Consider the following 16,060-nt stretch of genomic DNA (forward strand, 5'->3'; position numbering starts at 1 on the left):
CCATTTTCGCAGTTCAGGTGCTGTCCGACTCAGGTCAGCGGGTGTTGTCGGCCAGCCAGCGGAGGGCGAGGGGGTAGCCGTCGACGCCGAGGCCGACTATGACGCCGACCGCGATGTCGGAGAGGAGGCTGGTGTGGCGGAAGGTCTCGCGCTTGTGCACGTTGGAGATGTGCACCTCCACCAGCGGGGCGGTGAGCTGCGCGGCGGCGTCGCGGACGGCGATGGAGTAGTGGGTCCAGGCGGCGGCGTTGAGGACGACCGGGACCGACTGCTCGGCGGCCTCGTGCAGCCAGCCGAGCATTTCGCCCTCGTGGTCGGTCTGGCGCACGGTGACGTCGAGGCCCAGTTCCCGGCCGGTCTCCTCGCACCGGGCGACCAGGTCGGCGTGGGTGGTGCTGCCGTAGACCTCCGGCTCCCGGGTGCCGAGCCTGCCCAGGTTGGGGCCGTTGAGGACGAAGACCCTCACAGCAGCACCGTCCCGGACGTGGGCTGCTCGGTCGCCACCACCGAGTAGGCCGCGGCCAGCAGCGCCGGGTCGGGGCCCTCCAGCCGGGCGGGCTTGGCGAGGCCGTCGAGCACGACGAAGCGCAGGACGCCGGACTTGGTCTTCTTGTCGGTCAGCATCCCCTCGACGAGCTGGGGCAGCGCGTCGGCGTCGTAGGTGACGGGCAGGCCGACGGCGGTGAGGATGGCGCGGTGGCGGTCGGCGGTGGCGTCGTCGAGCCTGCCCGCGAGGCGGGCCAGTTCGGCGGCGAAGACCAGGCCGACGCTGACCGCGGCGCCGTGGCGCCACTTGTAGCGCTCGCGGCGCTCGATGGCGTGGGCCAGGGTGTGGCCGTAGTTGAGGAATTCGCGCAGGCTGGCCTCGCGCAGGTCGGAGGCGACCACGTCGGCCTTGACCTGGATCTTGCGGCGGACCAGGTCGGCGAGCACGTCGCCCTCGGGGTCGAGGGCGGCGGCCGGGTCGGCCTCGATCAGGTCGAGGATCTTCGGGTCGCCGATGAAGCCACCCTTGATCACCTCGGCCATGCCCGCGACCAGTTCGTTGCGCGGCAGCGTGGTCAGGGTGGCCAGGTCGACCAGCACGGCGGAGGGTTCGTGGATGACGCCGACGAGGTTCTTGCCCGCGTCGGTGTTGATGCCGGTCTTGCCGCCGACCGCCGCGTCGACCATGCCCAGCAGGGTGGTCGGCACGTTGACCAGCTTCACCCCGCGCATCCAGGTGCCCGCGACGAAGCCGCCCAGGTCGGTGACCGCGCCGCCGCCCAGCGCCAGCACCGCGCCCTGGCGGTCCAGGCCCATCCGGCCGAAGACCTCCCAGCAGAACGCGGCGACCGACAGCGCCTTGCCGTCCTCGGCGTCGGGGATCTCCACCCGGTGGGCGTCCAGCCCCGCCCTGGCCAGTTCCTCGCGGGTCGCCTCGGCGGTCGCGGCCAGGGTCGGCTGGTGGATGATCGCCACCTTCGACGCCCCGGCCACCGCCTGCACCAGCTCGTCGAGCAGGCCCTTGCCGATCACCACGTCGTAGGGGCGGTCGGTGGCCACCCTGATGCGCACCGGCTGCACGGTCAACGCCTCTCCTCGGTCTGGTCTGCGGTTTGGTCCGCGGTCGTGCCCGCGGTCGGTCCGGCGGGGTCCGCGGTCGGTCCGGTGCCGTCCGCGGCCTGCCCACCGGGGCGGGCCGGGAGCGACGCCACCAGTTCGGCGACGACCTCGTCGGGGGTCAGCGCGTCGGTGAGCACCTCGACGGTGGCCACCTCGCGGTAGAGCGGCAGGCGCTCGTCGAGCAGTTCCCGGAACCGCGCCCTCGGGTTGATCCCGACCAGCAGCGGTCGGGCCGCCGACAGCCCGGTGCGGCGGACCCCCTCGGCGAAGCCGACGTTGAGGAAGACCACGGTGTGCTCGGCCAGCAGCGCCCGGGTCGCCCGGGACAGCACCGCTCCCCCGCCCAGCGCCAACACCCCCGGGTGCTCGGCCAGCGCCGCGGCGACGGCCCGCTCCTCGAGTTCGCGGAACGCGGGTTCGCCGTCGTCGGTGAAGATCTCGGTGATCGGCTTGCCCGCACCCGCCACGATGTCCGCGTCGGTGTCGCGGAACGGCAGGCCCAACGCCGCGGCCAAGCCCTCACCGGTCGTCGTCTTGCCCGCCCCCGGCGGTCCGACGACGACCGCGACCGGGCTCACCAGCGCTTCCGCAGCGCCTCGAGGTACCCCTCGGCGTTGCGGCGGGTCTCCGGCAGCGAGTCGCCGCCGAACTTCTCCAGCGCCGCCTCGGCCAGCACCAGGGCCACCACCGATTCCAGCACGACGCCCGCGCGCGGCACCGCGCACACGTCGGAGCGCTGGTGGATGGCCACCGCGGGCTCCCCGGTGACGACGTCGACGGTGGACAGCGCGCGCGGCACGGTGGAGATCGGCTTCATCGCCACCCGCACCCGCAGCGGCTCGCCGTTGGTGATGCCGCCCTCCAACCCACCCGCCCGGTTGGAGCGCCTGCTGACCCCGGACACCGCGTCCGCGTCCCGGTCGATCTCGTCGTGGGCCCCACTCCCCCACCGCTGGGCGGTGGTGAAGCCGTCGCCGATCTCCACGCCCTTCATCGCCTGCACGCCCATCAGGGCACCGGCCAGCCGCGAGTCCAGCCGCCGGTCCCAGTGCACGTGCGAGCCCAGGCCCGGCGGCAGCCCGTAGGCGATCACCTCGATGACCCCGCCGACGGTGTCACCCGCCTTCTTGACCGCCTCGACCTCGGCGACCATGGCGTCGGTCCCGGCCTGGCTGAACGAGCGCACCGGGCTCTCGTCGATGGCCGCCAGGTCACCCGGTCCGGGCAGCGGCCCCTCCGGCGCGGCGGCCGCGCCGATCGAGACGACGTGGCTGATCACCTCGATGCCGAGCAGTTGGCGCAGGAACGCCTTGGCCACCGTGCCCAGCGCGGTGCGGCTCGCGGTCTCCCGCGCACTCGCCCGCTCCAGGACCGGCCGGGCCTCCGGGAAGTCGTACTTCTGCATCCCGGGCAGGTCCGCGTGCCCCGGTCGGGGCCGGGTGAGCGGCTCGTTGCGGCTCAGGTCGGCCAGTTCCTCCGGGTCCACCGGGTCGGCGGCCATGACCTTGGACCACTTGGGCCACTCGGCGTTGTCGATCTGCACCGCGATCGGCCCGCCCTGGGTGCGGCCGTGCCGCACGCCGCCGAGGAAGTCGACCTTGTCGGTCTCGAAGCCCATCCGGGGACTCCGGCCGAACCCGAGCCGCCTGCGGGCCAACTGCTCCCCCAGGTCAGAGGTGGTGACCTCGACCCCGGACACCATGCCTTCCAGCACGGCGACCAGCGCGGGCCCGTGTGACTCTCCAGCGGTCATCCAACGCAGCACGCGGCAATCCTGTCATGTCAACCCCGCGCCGCCCGCACAGCCTCGGGCAGGCTGGACGCTCCGCCGGTCACCTCCTCACCTGATAAAATGGACAAAAGGTACAAACAAACCAGGAGTGCCGAATGTGGAAGCTCATCCCGGCCCTGGCCGCCGTTCTGACCCTGACCGGCGTGGCCGCGTTCACCACTCCCGCCTCGGCCTCCCCGACCGCATCCGCGGCGGTGCGGGGCGTGGTGACGACCACCCCGCAGGACCTGATCGCGATGGGACAGATCACGATCGACAGGACGGCCCGGACGTTCACCTTCCCGACCGCCCGCCGGTTCGACGTGCCCAAGGAGGTCGTCACCGCGCACTGGGTCGGGACCAGCAGCCTCTACGAGACCGCGGTGACCTGGATCGAGCGGCACCCGTCGCTGTTCCACGTGTTCCGGCTGTCGTTGGACGGCACCGGGCGGGTCGTGGCGGACAACTACTACTACACGGCGGGCTGATCCCGGCGCCCGTGTCGGCGGGCGCGGATCACACACCGGCGAGGGTCACCAGGGCGACCGTCGTCGTGCCCAACAGCATCCCGGGCGCGTGCGGGACACCGGTGCGGTAGCGGGGAGTGCGGCGGGTCACCACGTGGAGGGCGAGCGTGGTGACCGCGGCCAGGAAGGTCGCCGCGATCAGCGCGGGCAAGCCGAGGGCACCCTGCACGGCACCCAGTGGGGCGGAGAGGAAGACGTCTCCCCTGCCCAACGCCGCGGGGTTCGCGTGGTGGATGAGGCTGTGGAGCGCACCGAGGACGGCCGCGCCCAAGACCGCGTGGAGCAGAAGCACCCAACCCGTGGTGAGCGCGGGCCCGGCCAGCAGCGGTAACGCCAAGGCCGCGGTGGGAACGGTGAGGGCCCTGGGCAGGCGGCGGTGGTGGAGGTCGACCACCGCCAGGGGCACGGCCACCCAGGTGAGCGGGAGGACCACGGTCAACCACGCCGTCGGCAGGTGGGCGTGCTGCCAGAGGAAGGCGACGACTGTCCACAGGAGAGCCGTGGGGAGCTCGCACTGCCCCGGTCCGGCTCTGGTGCCGTGCGGGACCTTGGCCAGGAGGTTGCGGGAGAGCGCCCCGGCCAGGGAACCCGTCGCCAGGGCGAGGACCAGGAACGGGGAGAGCCAGGCCGCGCAGAGCAAGACCAGGCAGGCGACGGCGAGGACCTGGGCGGAAACCCTTGCGGCGGCGGAAAATGTTGCGGGGAACGACATGGGGAACGATGTCTTGGTCATGACTCCACCGTACGAACCCGGCGGAGCCTTGTCATTGCCACGATGGCGTGGGGATGGACGTTTGACAGCCCGCGGATTCCGTGCAGTGCAAGGAATCCGCGGGTCTACAGGGGCAGCGGCACCGGGTCGGCGACGGCGTCCCGGAGGGCGTCGCGCATGGCGACCCGGGGGGCCGCCTGGGCGGTGAAGAGCTCGACCTGGCCGAAAGCCTGGTGCAGCAGCATGTCCAGGCCGGTGGCGAGGTGGGCCCCGGACTCGGCCGCGGCGGCGGCCAGCGGGGTGGGCCAGGGGTGGTAGATGACGTCCAGCAGGTGGCGGGCCCCCGCGAGGTCCGCGGCGATGGGCTCGACGGCCTGGGCGGGGGCGGTGGTGACCAGCACCGTGCAGTTCGCGGCCAGGGCGCGGAAGTCGGCGGTGTCCCACTCCAGGACGGTCACCGGGAGGCTGAGGCGGTCGGCGCAGTCCTCGGCGTCGGCGGCGCGGGTGCGGTCCCGCACGACCAGGGTGGCCGACGACAGGCCCAGCGCGGCGAAGGCCGCCAGGGCCGCGCAGGCGGTACCGCCCGCACCCAGGACCAGGGCCGGGTCGCCCGCCCTCGGCTGGTAGGCGGCGGCCACCAGCAGGGCACCCGCGACGCCGTCGACGTCGGTGCAGTCGGCGTGCCACGAGCCGTCGGGGCGGTGCACGAGGGTGTTGGCGGCGCCGACCGCGACGGCCCGGTCGGAGGCGGTGTCGGCCACCCGCAGGGCGGCGCGCTTGCCGGGCATGGTGACCGACAGACCCGCCCACTCCGGGCCGAGCGAGGCGACCAGGCCCGGCAGCCCGGCTTCGTCGCACTCGATCCGCTCGTAGGTCCAGTCCAGGCCCAGCGCGGCGTAGGCGGCACCGTGCAGCACCGGCGACAGCGAGTGGGCGACCGGGGAGCCCAGGACCGCCGCGCGCCGCTCAGTAGGCGTCGTTCTCATCGGCCAGCTTGATGTTCGCGTTGTGCTCGGGCAGCGTGTCGGCGAAGCAGGAGGTGCCGTCCTTCTGGCAGCGCACGAAGTACAGCCAACTGCCCTCGGCGGGCTTGGCCGCGGCCTCCAGCGCCTCGCGGCTGACCGCGGCGATGGGCGTCGGGGGCAGACCGGGGCTCGCGTAGGTGTTGTACGGCCCGGCCTTGGCGCGGTCCTCGGACCGGGTGCGGATGTCCGGGCGGTCCAGGACGTAGTTCACCGTCGAGTCGTACTGCAGGTTCATCGGCAGGGCGAGGCGGTTGTAGGTGACCCGCGAGACCTTGGCGAAGTCGGGCTTGATGGCCTCGCGCTGCACCAGCGACGCCATGACCAGGACCTGGTACGGGGTGAAGCCGGTGCTGTCGGCCAGGCCGGGCATCCCGATGCTCTGCAGCCTGGCGACGGAGTCGGCCAGCAGCTTCTTCCACACCTCCTCGGCGGAGGTGCCCGGCTTGACCTCGTAGACGTCCGGCATGACCAGGCCTTCGAGCCGGTGCTTGGGCTCGGCCCTGGCGGCGTCCACGGCCGCCCAGTCGGGCACGCCCAGCGCGGCCAGGTCCGCCGTCTGCGCGACCTGGCGCAGGTCCTCGACCGACACGCAGACGTCCTGGCCGTTGAGCTTGGCGCACGAGGCCTTGGCGATGAGCGACAGCACGCCGGGGGTGGTGGTCTCGCCGTTGACGATGTCATCGAGCTGCGTGCCCGCGCGGATCTGCAGGTTGCCCACCCTGGAGGCCGGGTCGACGATGCGGGCGACCGCGTCCGCGCCGGAGATCTTGGTGCGCATCACGTAGTAGCCCGGCTGCACCGAGCGGACCCGGGCGTCGGTCGCGGCGGCGGAGAGGAACGCCTTGGAGCTGGCCACCACCCCGGTGTCCTTGAGCCTGGTGGCGATGTTGGCGGTGGAGTCACCGCCCTCGACCTCGACCACGACGTCGGTCTCCCCGGCGCCCGCGAAGTCGTCGTAGCCGCCGATGTCGCTGATGAACCGGTAGCCGTACCAGGCCCCGCCGCCCAGGATGAGCAGGACGACCAGCCCGACGACGATCAGCTTGAGCCGCCTGCGGTCGGGCTTGGCCGGGCGCGCCGTGGCACCGGTCCTGGGTTTGCGCGGGCGCTCGCGGCGCTCCGGCTCCTCCTCGAACAGACCGAGGTCGTCAGTCATGAGTCCGCCTCCGCAGATCGTGCGAGCGCAGCGGCCCTGGCGTCGAGCCAGGCCTGCAGGATCTCCACCGCCGCGGCCTGGTCGACCACAGCGCGCTGCTTCTTCCCCCGGACACCGCGTTGGCTGAGCATCCGCGACGCGCTGACCGTCGTCAACCGCTCGTCGGCCAGCCGCACCGGCACCGGGGCGATCCGGGCGGCCAGGTCGGTGGCGTAGGCGACCGCGGCCTCGGCCGCGGCGCCGTGCCGGGCGGCCAGGGTCCTGGGCAGGCCGACCACGACCTCGACCACCTCGTGCTCGGTGACCAGACCGGCCAGCGCGGCCAGGTCGGCCCCGGCCTTCTCGTCCCGCGCCAACGTGATCAGCGGGGTGGCCAGGATCGGCGCGGGGTCGCTCAGCGCCACCCCGACCCGGACGGAGCCGACGTCCACGGCGAGCCTGCGGCCGCGCCCCGGGTCGTCGGCCCCGGGCCGGTGCGGTGAGGGGTTCACGCGCCGTCCAGGGCCCGCCTCAGCGCGGTGACGGCCTCACCGATGCCCCCGGCGTTGGCGCCACCGCCCTGGGCCAGGTCGGGCTTGCCGCCGCCGCGGGCCTCGATGGCCGGGGCGAAGGCGGGCACCAGCTTGCCCGCGGCCAGCCCGGCGTCGCGGGCGGCGGGGGTGGTGGCGACCACGAAGGCGACCTTGCCGCCGTCACCGGCGGAGAACAGGGCGACCACCCCGGGGCGCGTCCCGAGCCGGTTGCGCACCTCGACGGCGAGGTTGCGCAGGTCGCCGCCGCCGATGCCGTCGGGCACCTTGAGCGCGACCAGGGCCGTGCCGCGCACGTCCTCGGCCTGCTCGGCCAGCGTCCCGGCGGAGGAGAGCAACTGGCCCGCGCGCAGCTTCTCCAGCTCCTTCTCGGCGTTGCGCAGCCGGTCGACCAGAGCCTCGACCCTGGCCGGGACCTCCACGTCGGGCACCTTGAGCATGGCGGCCAGGTTCTGCACCAGGGCGCGCTCCTTGGCCAGGTAGCGCATGGCGTCCATGCCCACGTAGGCCTCCAGGCGGCGGCTGCCGGAGCCAACGGAGGACTCGCCGAGCAGGCTGATCGGGCCGATCTGCGAGGAGTGCTCCACGTGCGTGCCACCGCAGAGCTCGCGCGACCACGGGCCGCCGATCTCCACGACGCGCACCGTCTCGTCGTAGGTTTCGCCGAACAGGGCGACCGCGCCGAGTTCCTGGGCGCCGCCCATGTCGGTGTAGACGACCTTGACCGGCAGGTCCTGGCGGACGGCGAGGTTGGAGACCTCTTCGATCTCGCTCTTGGTCTCCGGCGACAGCGCGCCGGACCAGGCGAAGTCGAGCCGCAGGTAGCCGGGCTTGTTGTACGAGCCGCTCTGCAGCGCGGTCGGGCCGAGCACCTGGCGCAGGGCGGCGTGCACGACGTGCGTGCCGGAGTGCCCCTGCCGGGCGCCGACCCTCCACTCCGGGTCGACCCTGGCCTCGACCTCGGCGCCCTCGGTGATCTCGCCGGAGCGCACGCGCACCTGGTGCACCCACAGCTTGCGGGCGATCTTCTGCACGTCGACGACCTCGAGCACGGCGCCGGAGGCGGTGGTGATCGTCCCGGCGTCGCTCTCCTGGCCACCGGCCTCGGCGTAGAGCGGGGTGCGGTCGAGCACGACCTCCAGCACCTCGCCCTCGGCGGCGCCGGGGACCCGCTTGCCGTCGCGGACCAGGCCGATGACCTTGGCCTCGGTGGTCAGCTCCTCGTAGCCGGTGAACACGGTGTTGCCCTGGGCGAGCAGTTCGCGGTACACCGACTGGTCGCCGTGGCCGGTCTTGCGGGAGGCGGCGTCGGCCTTGGCGCGGGCGCGCTGCTCGGCCATCAGCTCGCGGAACCCGGTCTCGTCCACCGACAGCCCGCGCTCGGCGGCCATCTCCAGGGTGAGGTCGATCGGGAAGCCGTAGGTGTCGTGGAGCTGGAAGGCCTTGTCGCCGGGCAGGGTGGCCTTGCCGTCGTCGACGAGCTTGTCGGCGGCCAGGTCGAAGATGCGCGAGCCGCTGGCCAGGGTGGCGAGGAAGGTCTCCTCCTCCTTGCGCATGATCGACTCGATGCGGGGGAAGTCGGTGGCCAGCTCGGGGTAGGACGGGGACATGGTGTCGCGGACGACGGCGGCGAACTCGCCGAGCACCGGCTCCTGCACGCCGAGCAGGCGCACGGAGCGGACGATGCGGCGCAGCAGGCGGCGCAGCACGTAGCCGCGGGCCTCGTTGCCGGGGGTGACGCCGTCACCGATGATCATCATGCCGGAGCGGGCGTGGTCGGCGATGACGCGGAAGCGCACGTCATCGACTGCGCCGCCCGGGTTGCCATAACGGCGGCCGGACATCTCCTCGGCCTTGGCGATCACCGGGCGGACCAGGTCGGTCTCGTAGACGTTGTCCACGCCCTGCAGCAGCGCGGCGACCCGCTCGATGCCCATGCCGGTGTCGATGTTGCGGCGCGGCAGCGAACCGATCGGCTTGTGCCCCTCCTTGGGGGACAGCTCGCCGCGCACGTCCTGCATGAAGACGAGGTTCCACACCTCGAGGTAGCGGTCCTCGTCGGCGACCGGGCCGCCCTCGCGGCCGTGCTCGGGGCCGCGGTCGTAGTAGATCTCCGAGCAGGGGCCGCCGGGACCGGGGATGCCCATGTCCCAGTAGTTGTCCTTGCCGTCGCGGCGCTGGATGCGCTCCTCGGGCAGGCCCGCGATCTTCTTCCAGAGGTCGAGGGCCTCGTCGTCGTCGGTGTAGACGGTGGCCCACAGCCGGTCCGGGTCGAAGCCGTAGCCGCCGTCGGACTGGCTGTTCGTCAGCAGGGCCCAGGCGTGCTCGACGGCCTGGGCCTTGAAGTAGTCGCCGAAGGAGAAGTTCCCGGCCATCTGGAAGAACGTGTTGTGCCGGGTGGTCTTGCCGACCTCGTCGATGTCGCCGGTGCGCACGCACTTCTGGATGCTGGTGGCGCGCGGCCACGGGGCCGGGGCGTCACCGAGGAAGTACGGCTTGAACTGCACCATGCCCGCGTTGACGAACAGCAGGTTGGGGTCTTCCAGGATCAGCGAGGCGCTGGGTACCGGGGTGTGGCCGTTGCTGGTGAAGTACTCCCGGAAGCGGCGGGAGATCTCGTGTGTCTGCACTGTCGGTCCTCAGGGGTCGAGCGGGTTCGGCGGGCGCGAACGGCGGAGGCCGAGCGTGTGCTCAGCCGTCCGCCCGGCGCGCTCGCGCGTCGGTGGCGCGCGGCTCCGCCCGGCGCGGCCTGCGCTGCGGGGCGGTGGCGCCGGTCAGGGCGTGCCGCGCCCCGGGGGTGACCCCGGAGCGGCGCTCGACCTCACCGGTCAGCTGCTCCTCGCGCTCGGACATGCCCGCGCGGACGTCCGCGCCGAAGGCGCCGATGGCACCGGCGAGCTCGCGCACGGCGTCGCCGACGTTGCCCGCGATCCCGGCCGGGGTGACCGCGTGCGCGGTGTCGCGGGCCTTGCGGGACAGGGCCACGCCGGTGGCGACGCCGACGCCGAGCCAGAACAGGCGCTTCACTTCTTCGCCCCCCGCCCGCGGCGCAGGCCCGGGCCCGCGTGCTTGCCCTCCAGCGCGCCCTTGGCCTTGCGGCGGGCGCGGACGGCCTTGCTCACCCCGTAGGACAGCGCGGCGGCCTTGACCAGCGGGCCGCCCAGGGTGGCGGTGAAGACCGAGGTCAGCGCCGACACGTTGCCGGTGACGGCCTGCGCGTTGGAGGTGATGCCGTCGACCCGCTCGAGCTGGGTGTTGACGTGCGTCAGCGTGGTGTTGGCGCCCGCGAACAGCGGGTCGCTGTTCTGGTGCGCCTTGCGGATCGCGATGGTCGTCTCATCGAGGGTGCGGCCGAGCTTGAACAGCACGATGCCCAGCAGCACCACGAGCAGGACGAACGCGCCCGCGGCGATCAGCGCGGCGATCTGCCCTGCTGTCACGAGACTCTCCTCCTAGGCCGTCGCTCCCCGGGTGCGGTCGGGGGGCGGGTGATCGGCGTCAGGCTACCGCGCCCGGTCCGGCCCGGCCTGCCCGGACCTGCGCCGCTGTCACCACAGTCTCCGCTTCGCCGGTGATCTGCGCGAAGAGTTGTCCACAGGGACCGGAGAGTCGATCAGTCTCCGCGTACGAGCCTGCGCAGTTTCGGCACCCGGTCGGCCAGCGGGCGCTCGGCGCCGCGCTGCGTGGGGTTGTAGTAGTCGCGGCCGCGCAGGGCGTCCGGCGGGTACTGCTGGCGCAGCACGCCCTCGGGGGCGTCGTGCGGGTAGCGGTAGCCGGTGGCGTTGCCCAGTTCCTTGGCGCCCGCGTAGTGCCCGTCGCGCAGGTGCGGTGGCACCGTGCCCGCGGCGCCCGCGCGGACGTCGGCGAGCGCGCTGTCGATGGCGGTGATCACCGCGTTGGACTTGGGCGCGGTGGCCAGGTGCACGGTGACCTGGGCCAGCGCCAGCCTGCCCTCGGGCATGCCGATGAGCTGCACGGCCTGCGCGGCGGCCACGGCGGCGGGCAGCGCGGTCGGGTCGGCCATGCCGACGTCCTCGGTGGCGTGCACGATCAGCCGCCGGGCGATGAACCTGGGGTCCTCCCCCGCCTCGACCATCCTGGCCAGGTAGTGCAGCGCGGCGTCGACGTCGGAGCCGCGGATGGACTTGATGAACGCGCTCATCACGTCGTAGTGCTGGTCGCCCGAGCGGTCGTAGCGCACGGCGGCCTTGTCCAGCGTGGCCTCGACGGTGGCGAGGTCGACCACGCCGCCGCGGGTGGCGGTGGCGGAGTCGGCGGCGGCCTCCAGCGCGGTGAGCGCGCGCCGGGCGTCGCCGCCCGCGAGCCGGACGACGTGGTCCTCGGCCTCGGCCTCCAGCGTCACCGCGCCCGCGAGGCCGCGCTCGTCGGCGACCGCCCGGCGCACCAGCGCGCGGACGTCCTCGTCGCCGAGCGGGTGCAGTTGCAGCACGATCGAGCGCGACAGCAGCGGGGAGACCACGGAGAAGAACGGGTTCTCGGTGGTGGCCGCGACCAGCAGCACGATCCGGTCCTCGACCGCGCCGAGCAGCGCGTCCTGCTGGGTGCGGGAGAAGCGGTGCACCTCGTCGATGAACAGCACGGTGGACTCGCCGGAGTGGGTCAGGCGCCTGCGGGCGTCGTCGATGACCCCGCGCACCTCCTTGACCCCGGCCGAGAGCGCCGACAGCGCCACGAACCGCCTGCCGATCGCCGAGGACACCAGGGTGGCCAGGGTGGTCTTGCCGGTGCCGGGCGGCCCGTAGAGCAGGATCGACGCGGGTGCGGCGCCCTCCACCAGCCGCCGCAGCGGGGCGCCGGGGCCGAGCAGGTGGTCCTGGCCCAGCACCTCGTCGAGGGTGGCCGGGCGCATCCGCACGGCCAGTGGCGCGGACGGGCTCACCCGGCGCGGCCCCGGCGGCTGCGCGGGCGGGCCGGAGGTCGTGCCGAAGAGGTCGAGGTCGAACTCCTGTTCCACCCGGGCGACGCTACCCGTTCACAGGGACAGGTCGAACCGGCCGTCTTTGGCGCCGGTCACGAAGGTTCCCCACGCGGCGCTGCGCAGGCTCAGCGCGCCACCGGTCCGGTTCTTGGTGTCCCGCACGCCGGTCGTCGACGGGGTGATCCGCACCTCGACACAGCCTTCGTTGGCTCCCCCGCTGCGGGTGCTCTTGAACCAGCCGGTGTCCCGCACGAGGGCCATGATCACAACTCCTTGACGATACGCTGCACCAGCCGCCGGGATTCCTTGCGGCTCAACGCAAGTTCCCATACTCGGTAGAACGCACGCAGCATACTCTCGACCTCGGCCTCGCCGTCGTAGTACATCGATGGCCCCAGGACCGATGGCGAATACCCGACCGGCGTCCCGCGCTCACCGAAACCGAAGACCCACAGACCGCTCCCCCTCGCGGGATTGCCGAACGCGTCGTTGGTCAGCACGCGGACGTTCAGGTCCGGGAACTTATCGAGCAGGCCGAGCAGGTGGTGCAACTGCTCACGCATGACCTCGACACTGCCCATGTTCGCCCGCAGGGCGTCCTCGGTGACGACGAACCGCATGATCCGTCGATCTTCGGCCTTGAGCAGGCGCGCCTGCCGGTCCATCCGGTAGGCGAGCCGCTCGGGGCCCTGCGAATCCGCTTGCGGCCACCAGATGCCGTCACACTCGGCCAGGACGGCCTGCACATAGCCGGGGGACTGCAAGAGGCCGGGGATGATGCCGGTCTCGAACCAGTTGATCTCCGCCGCGCTGGCTTCCAGATCGGCGAACCGCTGGTAGGCGTCGGGCAACTGGTCGATGTGCACCCGCCGCTGCCTGCGCTTGCGGGCCTGGGCGCCGAGGTCGAGCACGGTCTCGCGCTCGTCCCCGGCCACGCCGTAGCAGTCGAGCAGCGTGGTCAGGTCCTCTTCGCTGGCGGTCGCGGTGCCGTCCTCCAACTGCACGATCCGCGACCGGACCTTGCCCACCGCATCCGCCGCCGCCTGCTGGGTGACGCCCGCCGAGTCGCGCAGTCTGCGCAGGGTGAGGCCGAGCTGCCTGCGCTCGAAGGTCGGGCGGGCCTGCCCCATGTCGAACTCCCTGTTTCACCCGATCAGACGACTTGTTTCAAGCCCGACTGTCGCCCTAGCTTATCCGGGAGACAGTCGGGCTTCCAAGCCCGCTGGGAACCCTAGCCGGTGGAGGCGAGAACCATGGCGCTCTATACCCAACCGGGCGTGTCGGTCGAAACATGGGTCGAGATGACCCATACCGTGCCCATGCACTTCGAGGCCTGCGCGCTCAACGACAACGCCACACTCCACTTCGGGCAGAGCAGCGAGTACGTCCTGACCCTCGGCCGGGACAACCTGCGCCAACTCCTCGACCTCGCCACCCAGGCGATCGCCGAACTCGACAGCGCCGTCGTCCGGGAAGAAGCGGATGACGATCCAGCGCGGGCTGCTGGCCCACAGCGTGCGACGCTACCCGGGTAACGGCCGCCACCGGGACCGCGACCCCACGGGGCGGAGCGCGCTGTCGGGGAGTTGAGAACGCGTGGGCTTGTTGGACAGGTTCTACCGGGTGCCGCACGACCTGCGGCACTTCGAGCGGGAGATCGGCAAGCTGGCGGTGCTGATGGACGCGGTCACCCCGCCGGGGATGGTCCGCGCCGCCCGCGACGAGGTGACCAGGCAGTCGATCCAGGTGCGGGCGCGGCTGGCCGCTCAGGGGCGGCTTGGTGAGCTGCGCCGGTTCCGCACCCGGGTGCTCGCCTCGGCCGACTTCATGGACGGAACGATGTACCACAGGGTGTTCGTGCCCTACATCGAGACGATCCTGCCGAAGACGCGGGGTGAATAGCGGGCGTCGTGTGGGAGGATGACGTCCCGTGACCTCGACCGTCATCCTCCTCGCGGGCCCCTCCGGTTCCGGCAAGTCCACCCTCGGCGCCCGCCTCGGCCTGCCGGTGCTGCGGCTGGACGACTTCTACCGCGAGGGCCACGACCCGGCCCTGCCGCGCGACGCCGCGGGCCGCGTCGACTGGGACCTGCCCGGTTCCTGGCACGCCCCGGACGCCCTGGCCGCGGTGGTCGCGCTGGCCACGACCGGTTCCGCCGACATCCCGGTGTACGAGCTCGGCGCCGACCGCAGGGTCGGCACGCGCCGGGTGGAGTTGGCGGGGGCACCGGTCTTCGTCGCCGAGGGGCTGTTCGCCGACCGGATCGTCGAGGGCTGCGCGGCGGCCGGGGTGCTGGCCGAGGCGATCGTGCTGGACCCGAGCGCGGGGCGGACGGCGCTGCGGCGGTTCGCCAGGGACGTGGCCGAGTCGCGCAAGCCGGTGCCGGTGCTGCTGCGCCGGGGGCTGCGGCTGTGGCGCGAGCACGCGGCGGTGGTGCGCCGGTGCGAGCGGGCCGGGATGCGCCGCTGCGCGCCGGAGGAGGCCGTCCGGGTGGTCGCCGGGGCCGGGGTCCTCGCGAACGCCTGACCGACACGCGCACGGCGCCCGCGAGCGCAACCCACGCAACAGAACCGACCACGAACCGCCACAGTTCTCCCAGCGGCTGGAAGGAAACCCGCGGTCGTTGCCCGGTCGCGGGGCGTGGTGCTCCGATTGGCCCATGGCCGCATCCCCTCCCCCAGACCCGCTCAAGTTCGCCTACTGGGTGCCGAACGTCAGCGGTGGTCTCGTCGTCAGCAGCATCGAGCAGCGCACCGACTGGTCCTACGACTACAACCGCGAACTCGCCGTCCTGGCCGAGGACAACGGTTTCGAGTACGCGCTGAGCCAGGTCCGCTACATGGCCAGCTACGGCGCGGCCTTCCAGCAGGAGTCGACGAGCTTCAGCCTGGCCCTGCTGCTGGCGACGCAGCGGTTGAAGGTGATCGCCGCGGTGCACCCGGGGTTGTGGCACCCGGGGGTGCTGGCGAAGCTGATCGCCACCGCCGACCACCTCTCCGGCGGGCGGGCCGCGGTCAACGTGGTTTCCGGCTGGTTCAAGGGCGAGTTCACCGCGCTCGGCGAGCCGTGGCTCGAACACGACGAGCGCTACCGGCGCTCGGAGGAGTTCATCCGGGTGCTGCGGGCGAGCTGGACCGAAGACGAAGCCCAGTTCGCGGGTGACTTCTACCGGTTGCGCGGCTACGACCTCAAGCCCAAGCCGCTCGCGGCCGAGGGGCGGCCCCACCCCGAGATCTTCCAGGGCGGGAACTCCACCGCCGCCCGCGCGATGGCCGGGCGCGTCTCGGACTGGTACTTCAGCAACGGCAAGGACTTCGACGGGGTCACCGAGCAGATCACCGAGGTGAACCACTCCGCCGAGCAGCACGGCCGCACGGTCCGCTTCGGGCTCAACGGTTTCCTCATCGCCCGCGACACCGAGGCGGAGGCGAGGGAGACGCTGCGGGAGGTCGTGGCGAAGGCCGATCCCGACGCGGTCAAGGGTTTCCGCGACGCCGTTCAGCAGGCGGGCAGCTCCACCGGCGACGGGAAGGGCATGTGGGCGGACTCCTCGTTCGAGGACCTCGTCCAGTACAACGACGGCTTCCGCTCGAAGCTGATCGGCACCCCGGAGCAGATCGCCGAGCGGCTGGTCGCCTACCGCTCCCTCGGGGTGAACTTGGCTCTCCTGGGTTTCCTGCACTACCACGAGGAAGTAGCGTATTTCGGCGAGCACGTCCTGCCGATCGTCCGCGCGCTTGAAGCCGACGCCGACCGCGGCGCGGCCACCCCCGAACCGCTGACCGTCTGAGGAG

Annotated in this window: 19 protein-coding genes; 5 read left to right on the forward strand and 14 right to left on the reverse strand. The window is 72.5% G+C overall.

The window, feature by feature from the left end; genetic code table 11:
• Positions 1–34: 34 nt before the first annotated feature.
• The 4 genes from aroQ to aroC are packed head-to-tail and all read right to left on the reverse strand — an operon-like array spanning position 35 to position 3,370.
• Complete coding sequence (gene aroQ, locus DFQ13_RS28275) at positions 35–466, reverse strand: type II 3-dehydroquinate dehydratase (RefSeq protein WP_035280929.1); 432 nt, start codon at positions 464–466, stop codon at positions 35–37.
• Positions 463–1,572, reverse strand: coding sequence for a 3-dehydroquinate synthase (aroB, locus tag DFQ13_RS28280; protein WP_084175430.1), 1,110 nt, complete (start codon positions 1,570–1,572; stop codon positions 463–465). The genes aroQ and aroB overlap by 4 nt, the downstream gene beginning before the upstream one ends.
• On the reverse strand, positions 1,569–2,183 hold the full coding sequence (locus tag DFQ13_RS28285; RefSeq protein ID WP_110081977.1) for a shikimate kinase: 615 nt from the start codon (positions 2,181–2,183) through the stop codon (positions 1,569–1,571). Before DFQ13_RS28285 ends, aroB begins: the two co-directional genes overlap by 4 nt.
• A complete protein-coding gene (aroC, locus tag DFQ13_RS28290; RefSeq protein ID WP_035280924.1) occupies positions 2,180–3,370 on the reverse strand; it encodes a chorismate synthase in 1,191 nt (396 codons plus the stop codon). The genes DFQ13_RS28285 and aroC overlap by 4 nt, the downstream gene beginning before the upstream one ends.
• Before the next feature lie 122 nt (positions 3,371–3,492).
• On the opposite strand from aroC, the gene DFQ13_RS28295 reads away from it, so the two are divergent.
• Entirely contained in the window at positions 3,493–3,864 is a 372-nt protein-coding gene (locus tag DFQ13_RS28295; protein ID WP_110081978.1) for a hypothetical protein, read from the forward strand.
• Positions 3,865–3,892: 28 nt separating this feature from the next.
• Here DFQ13_RS28295 and DFQ13_RS28300 read toward each other — a convergent pair whose 3' ends face one another.
• The 10 genes from DFQ13_RS28300 to DFQ13_RS28345 all read right to left on the reverse strand — a co-directional run bounded on the left by DFQ13_RS28300 (position 3,893) and on the right by DFQ13_RS28345 (position 13,395).
• Entirely contained in the window at positions 3,893–4,636 is a 744-nt protein-coding gene (locus DFQ13_RS28300; RefSeq protein WP_110081979.1) for a prepilin peptidase, read from the reverse strand.
• A 104-nt stretch (positions 4,637–4,740) separates the two neighbouring features.
• Positions 4,741–5,601 (reverse strand): shikimate dehydrogenase, encoded by an 861-nt coding sequence (locus DFQ13_RS28305; protein WP_110081980.1) that lies wholly within the window; start codon positions 5,599–5,601, stop codon positions 4,741–4,743.
• Complete coding sequence (mltG, locus tag DFQ13_RS28310) at positions 5,582–6,796, reverse strand: endolytic transglycosylase MltG (RefSeq protein ID WP_035280920.1); 1,215 nt, start codon at positions 6,794–6,796, stop codon at positions 5,582–5,584. The genes DFQ13_RS28305 and mltG overlap by 20 nt, the downstream gene beginning before the upstream one ends.
• The gene (gene ruvX, locus DFQ13_RS28315) at positions 6,793–7,287 is read right to left on the reverse strand and encodes a Holliday junction resolvase RuvX (protein WP_110081981.1); all 495 of its coding nucleotides are present in this window, start codon (positions 7,285–7,287) and stop codon (positions 6,793–6,795) included. The genes mltG and ruvX overlap by 4 nt, the downstream gene beginning before the upstream one ends.
• Positions 7,284–9,956 carry an alanine--tRNA ligase gene (gene alaS / locus DFQ13_RS28320; protein ID WP_110081982.1) on the reverse strand — a complete coding sequence of 891 codons (2,673 nt, stop codon included), beginning with the start codon at positions 9,954–9,956 and terminating at the stop codon, positions 7,284–7,286. The genes ruvX and alaS overlap by 4 nt, the downstream gene beginning before the upstream one ends.
• Positions 9,957–10,017: 61 nt before the next feature.
• On the reverse strand, positions 10,018–10,353 hold the full coding sequence (locus DFQ13_RS28325; RefSeq protein ID WP_110081983.1) for a hypothetical protein: 336 nt from the start codon (positions 10,351–10,353) through the stop codon (positions 10,018–10,020).
• The gene (locus DFQ13_RS28330; protein WP_110081984.1) at positions 10,350–10,766 is read right to left on the reverse strand and encodes a DUF948 domain-containing protein; all 417 of its coding nucleotides are present in this window, start codon (positions 10,764–10,766) and stop codon (positions 10,350–10,352) included. The genes DFQ13_RS28325 and DFQ13_RS28330 overlap by 4 nt, the downstream gene beginning before the upstream one ends.
• 173 nt (positions 10,767–10,939) lie before the next feature.
• Positions 10,940–12,301 (reverse strand): replication-associated recombination protein A, encoded by a 1,362-nt coding sequence (locus tag DFQ13_RS28335; RefSeq protein ID WP_407643221.1) that lies wholly within the window; start codon positions 12,299–12,301, stop codon positions 10,940–10,942.
• An 18-nt stretch (positions 12,302–12,319) separates the two neighbouring features.
• Positions 12,320–12,526, reverse strand: a complete 207-nt coding sequence (locus DFQ13_RS28340; RefSeq protein ID WP_110081985.1) for a DUF397 domain-containing protein — start codon at positions 12,524–12,526, stop codon at positions 12,320–12,322.
• A 2-nt stretch (positions 12,527–12,528) separates the two neighbouring features.
• Positions 12,529–13,395 carry a helix-turn-helix domain-containing protein gene (locus DFQ13_RS28345; protein WP_110081986.1) on the reverse strand — a complete coding sequence of 289 codons (867 nt, stop codon included), beginning with the start codon at positions 13,393–13,395 and terminating at the stop codon, positions 12,529–12,531.
• Positions 13,396–13,518: 123 nt separating this feature from the next.
• Between DFQ13_RS28345 and DFQ13_RS28350 the strand changes: the two genes are divergently transcribed.
• The 4 genes from DFQ13_RS28350 (at position 13,519) to sfnG (ending at position 16,056) form a co-directional block, all read left to right on the forward strand.
• Positions 13,519–13,800 carry a hypothetical protein gene (locus DFQ13_RS28350; RefSeq protein WP_110081987.1) on the forward strand — a complete coding sequence of 94 codons (282 nt, stop codon included), beginning with the start codon at positions 13,519–13,521 and terminating at the stop codon, positions 13,798–13,800.
• Between the two features lie 61 nt (positions 13,801–13,861).
• Positions 13,862–14,167, forward strand: coding sequence for a hypothetical protein (locus DFQ13_RS28355; RefSeq protein WP_035280898.1), 306 nt, complete (start codon positions 13,862–13,864; stop codon positions 14,165–14,167).
• Between the two features lie 28 nt (positions 14,168–14,195).
• The gene (locus tag DFQ13_RS28360) at positions 14,196–14,792 is read left to right on the forward strand and encodes a uridine kinase (RefSeq protein ID WP_110081988.1); all 597 of its coding nucleotides are present in this window, start codon (positions 14,196–14,198) and stop codon (positions 14,790–14,792) included.
• Between the two features lie 133 nt (positions 14,793–14,925).
• On the forward strand, positions 14,926–16,056 hold the full coding sequence (gene sfnG, locus DFQ13_RS28365; protein ID WP_110081989.1) for a dimethylsulfone monooxygenase SfnG: 1,131 nt from the start codon (positions 14,926–14,928) through the stop codon (positions 16,054–16,056).
• Positions 16,057–16,060: the final 4 nt, after the last annotated feature.

This window comes from Actinokineospora spheciospongiae (assembly GCF_003182415.1).
In the GTDB taxonomy this organism is placed as follows: Bacteria; Actinomycetota; Actinomycetes; order Mycobacteriales; family Pseudonocardiaceae; genus Actinokineospora; species Actinokineospora spheciospongiae.

Coding starts and splice junctions, on each gene's coding strand:
- DFQ13_RS28345 (WP_110081986.1), bottom strand. CDS start 13,395: ATGGGGCAGGCCCGCCCGACCTTCGAGCGCAGGCAGCTCGGCCTCACC.
- DFQ13_RS28295 (WP_110081978.1), top strand. CDS start 3,493: ATGTGGAAGCTCATCCCGGCCCTGGCCGCCGTTCTGACCCTGACCGGC.
- DFQ13_RS28340 (WP_110081985.1), bottom strand. CDS start 12,526: ATGGCCCTCGTGCGGGACACCGGCTGGTTCAAGAGCACCCGCAGCGGG.
- DFQ13_RS28305 (WP_110081980.1), bottom strand. CDS start 5,601: ATGAGAACGACGCCTACTGAGCGGCGCGCGGCGGTCCTGGGCTCCCCG.
- mltG (WP_035280920.1), bottom strand. CDS start 6,796: ATGACTGACGACCTCGGTCTGTTCGAGGAGGAGCCGGAGCGCCGCGAG.
- DFQ13_RS28300 (WP_110081979.1), bottom strand. CDS start 4,636: ATGACCAAGACATCGTTCCCCATGTCGTTCCCCGCAACATTTTCCGCC.
- DFQ13_RS28350 (WP_110081987.1), top strand. CDS start 13,519: ATGGCGCTCTATACCCAACCGGGCGTGTCGGTCGAAACATGGGTCGAG.
- sfnG (WP_110081989.1), top strand. CDS start 14,926: ATGGCCGCATCCCCTCCCCCAGACCCGCTCAAGTTCGCCTACTGGGTG.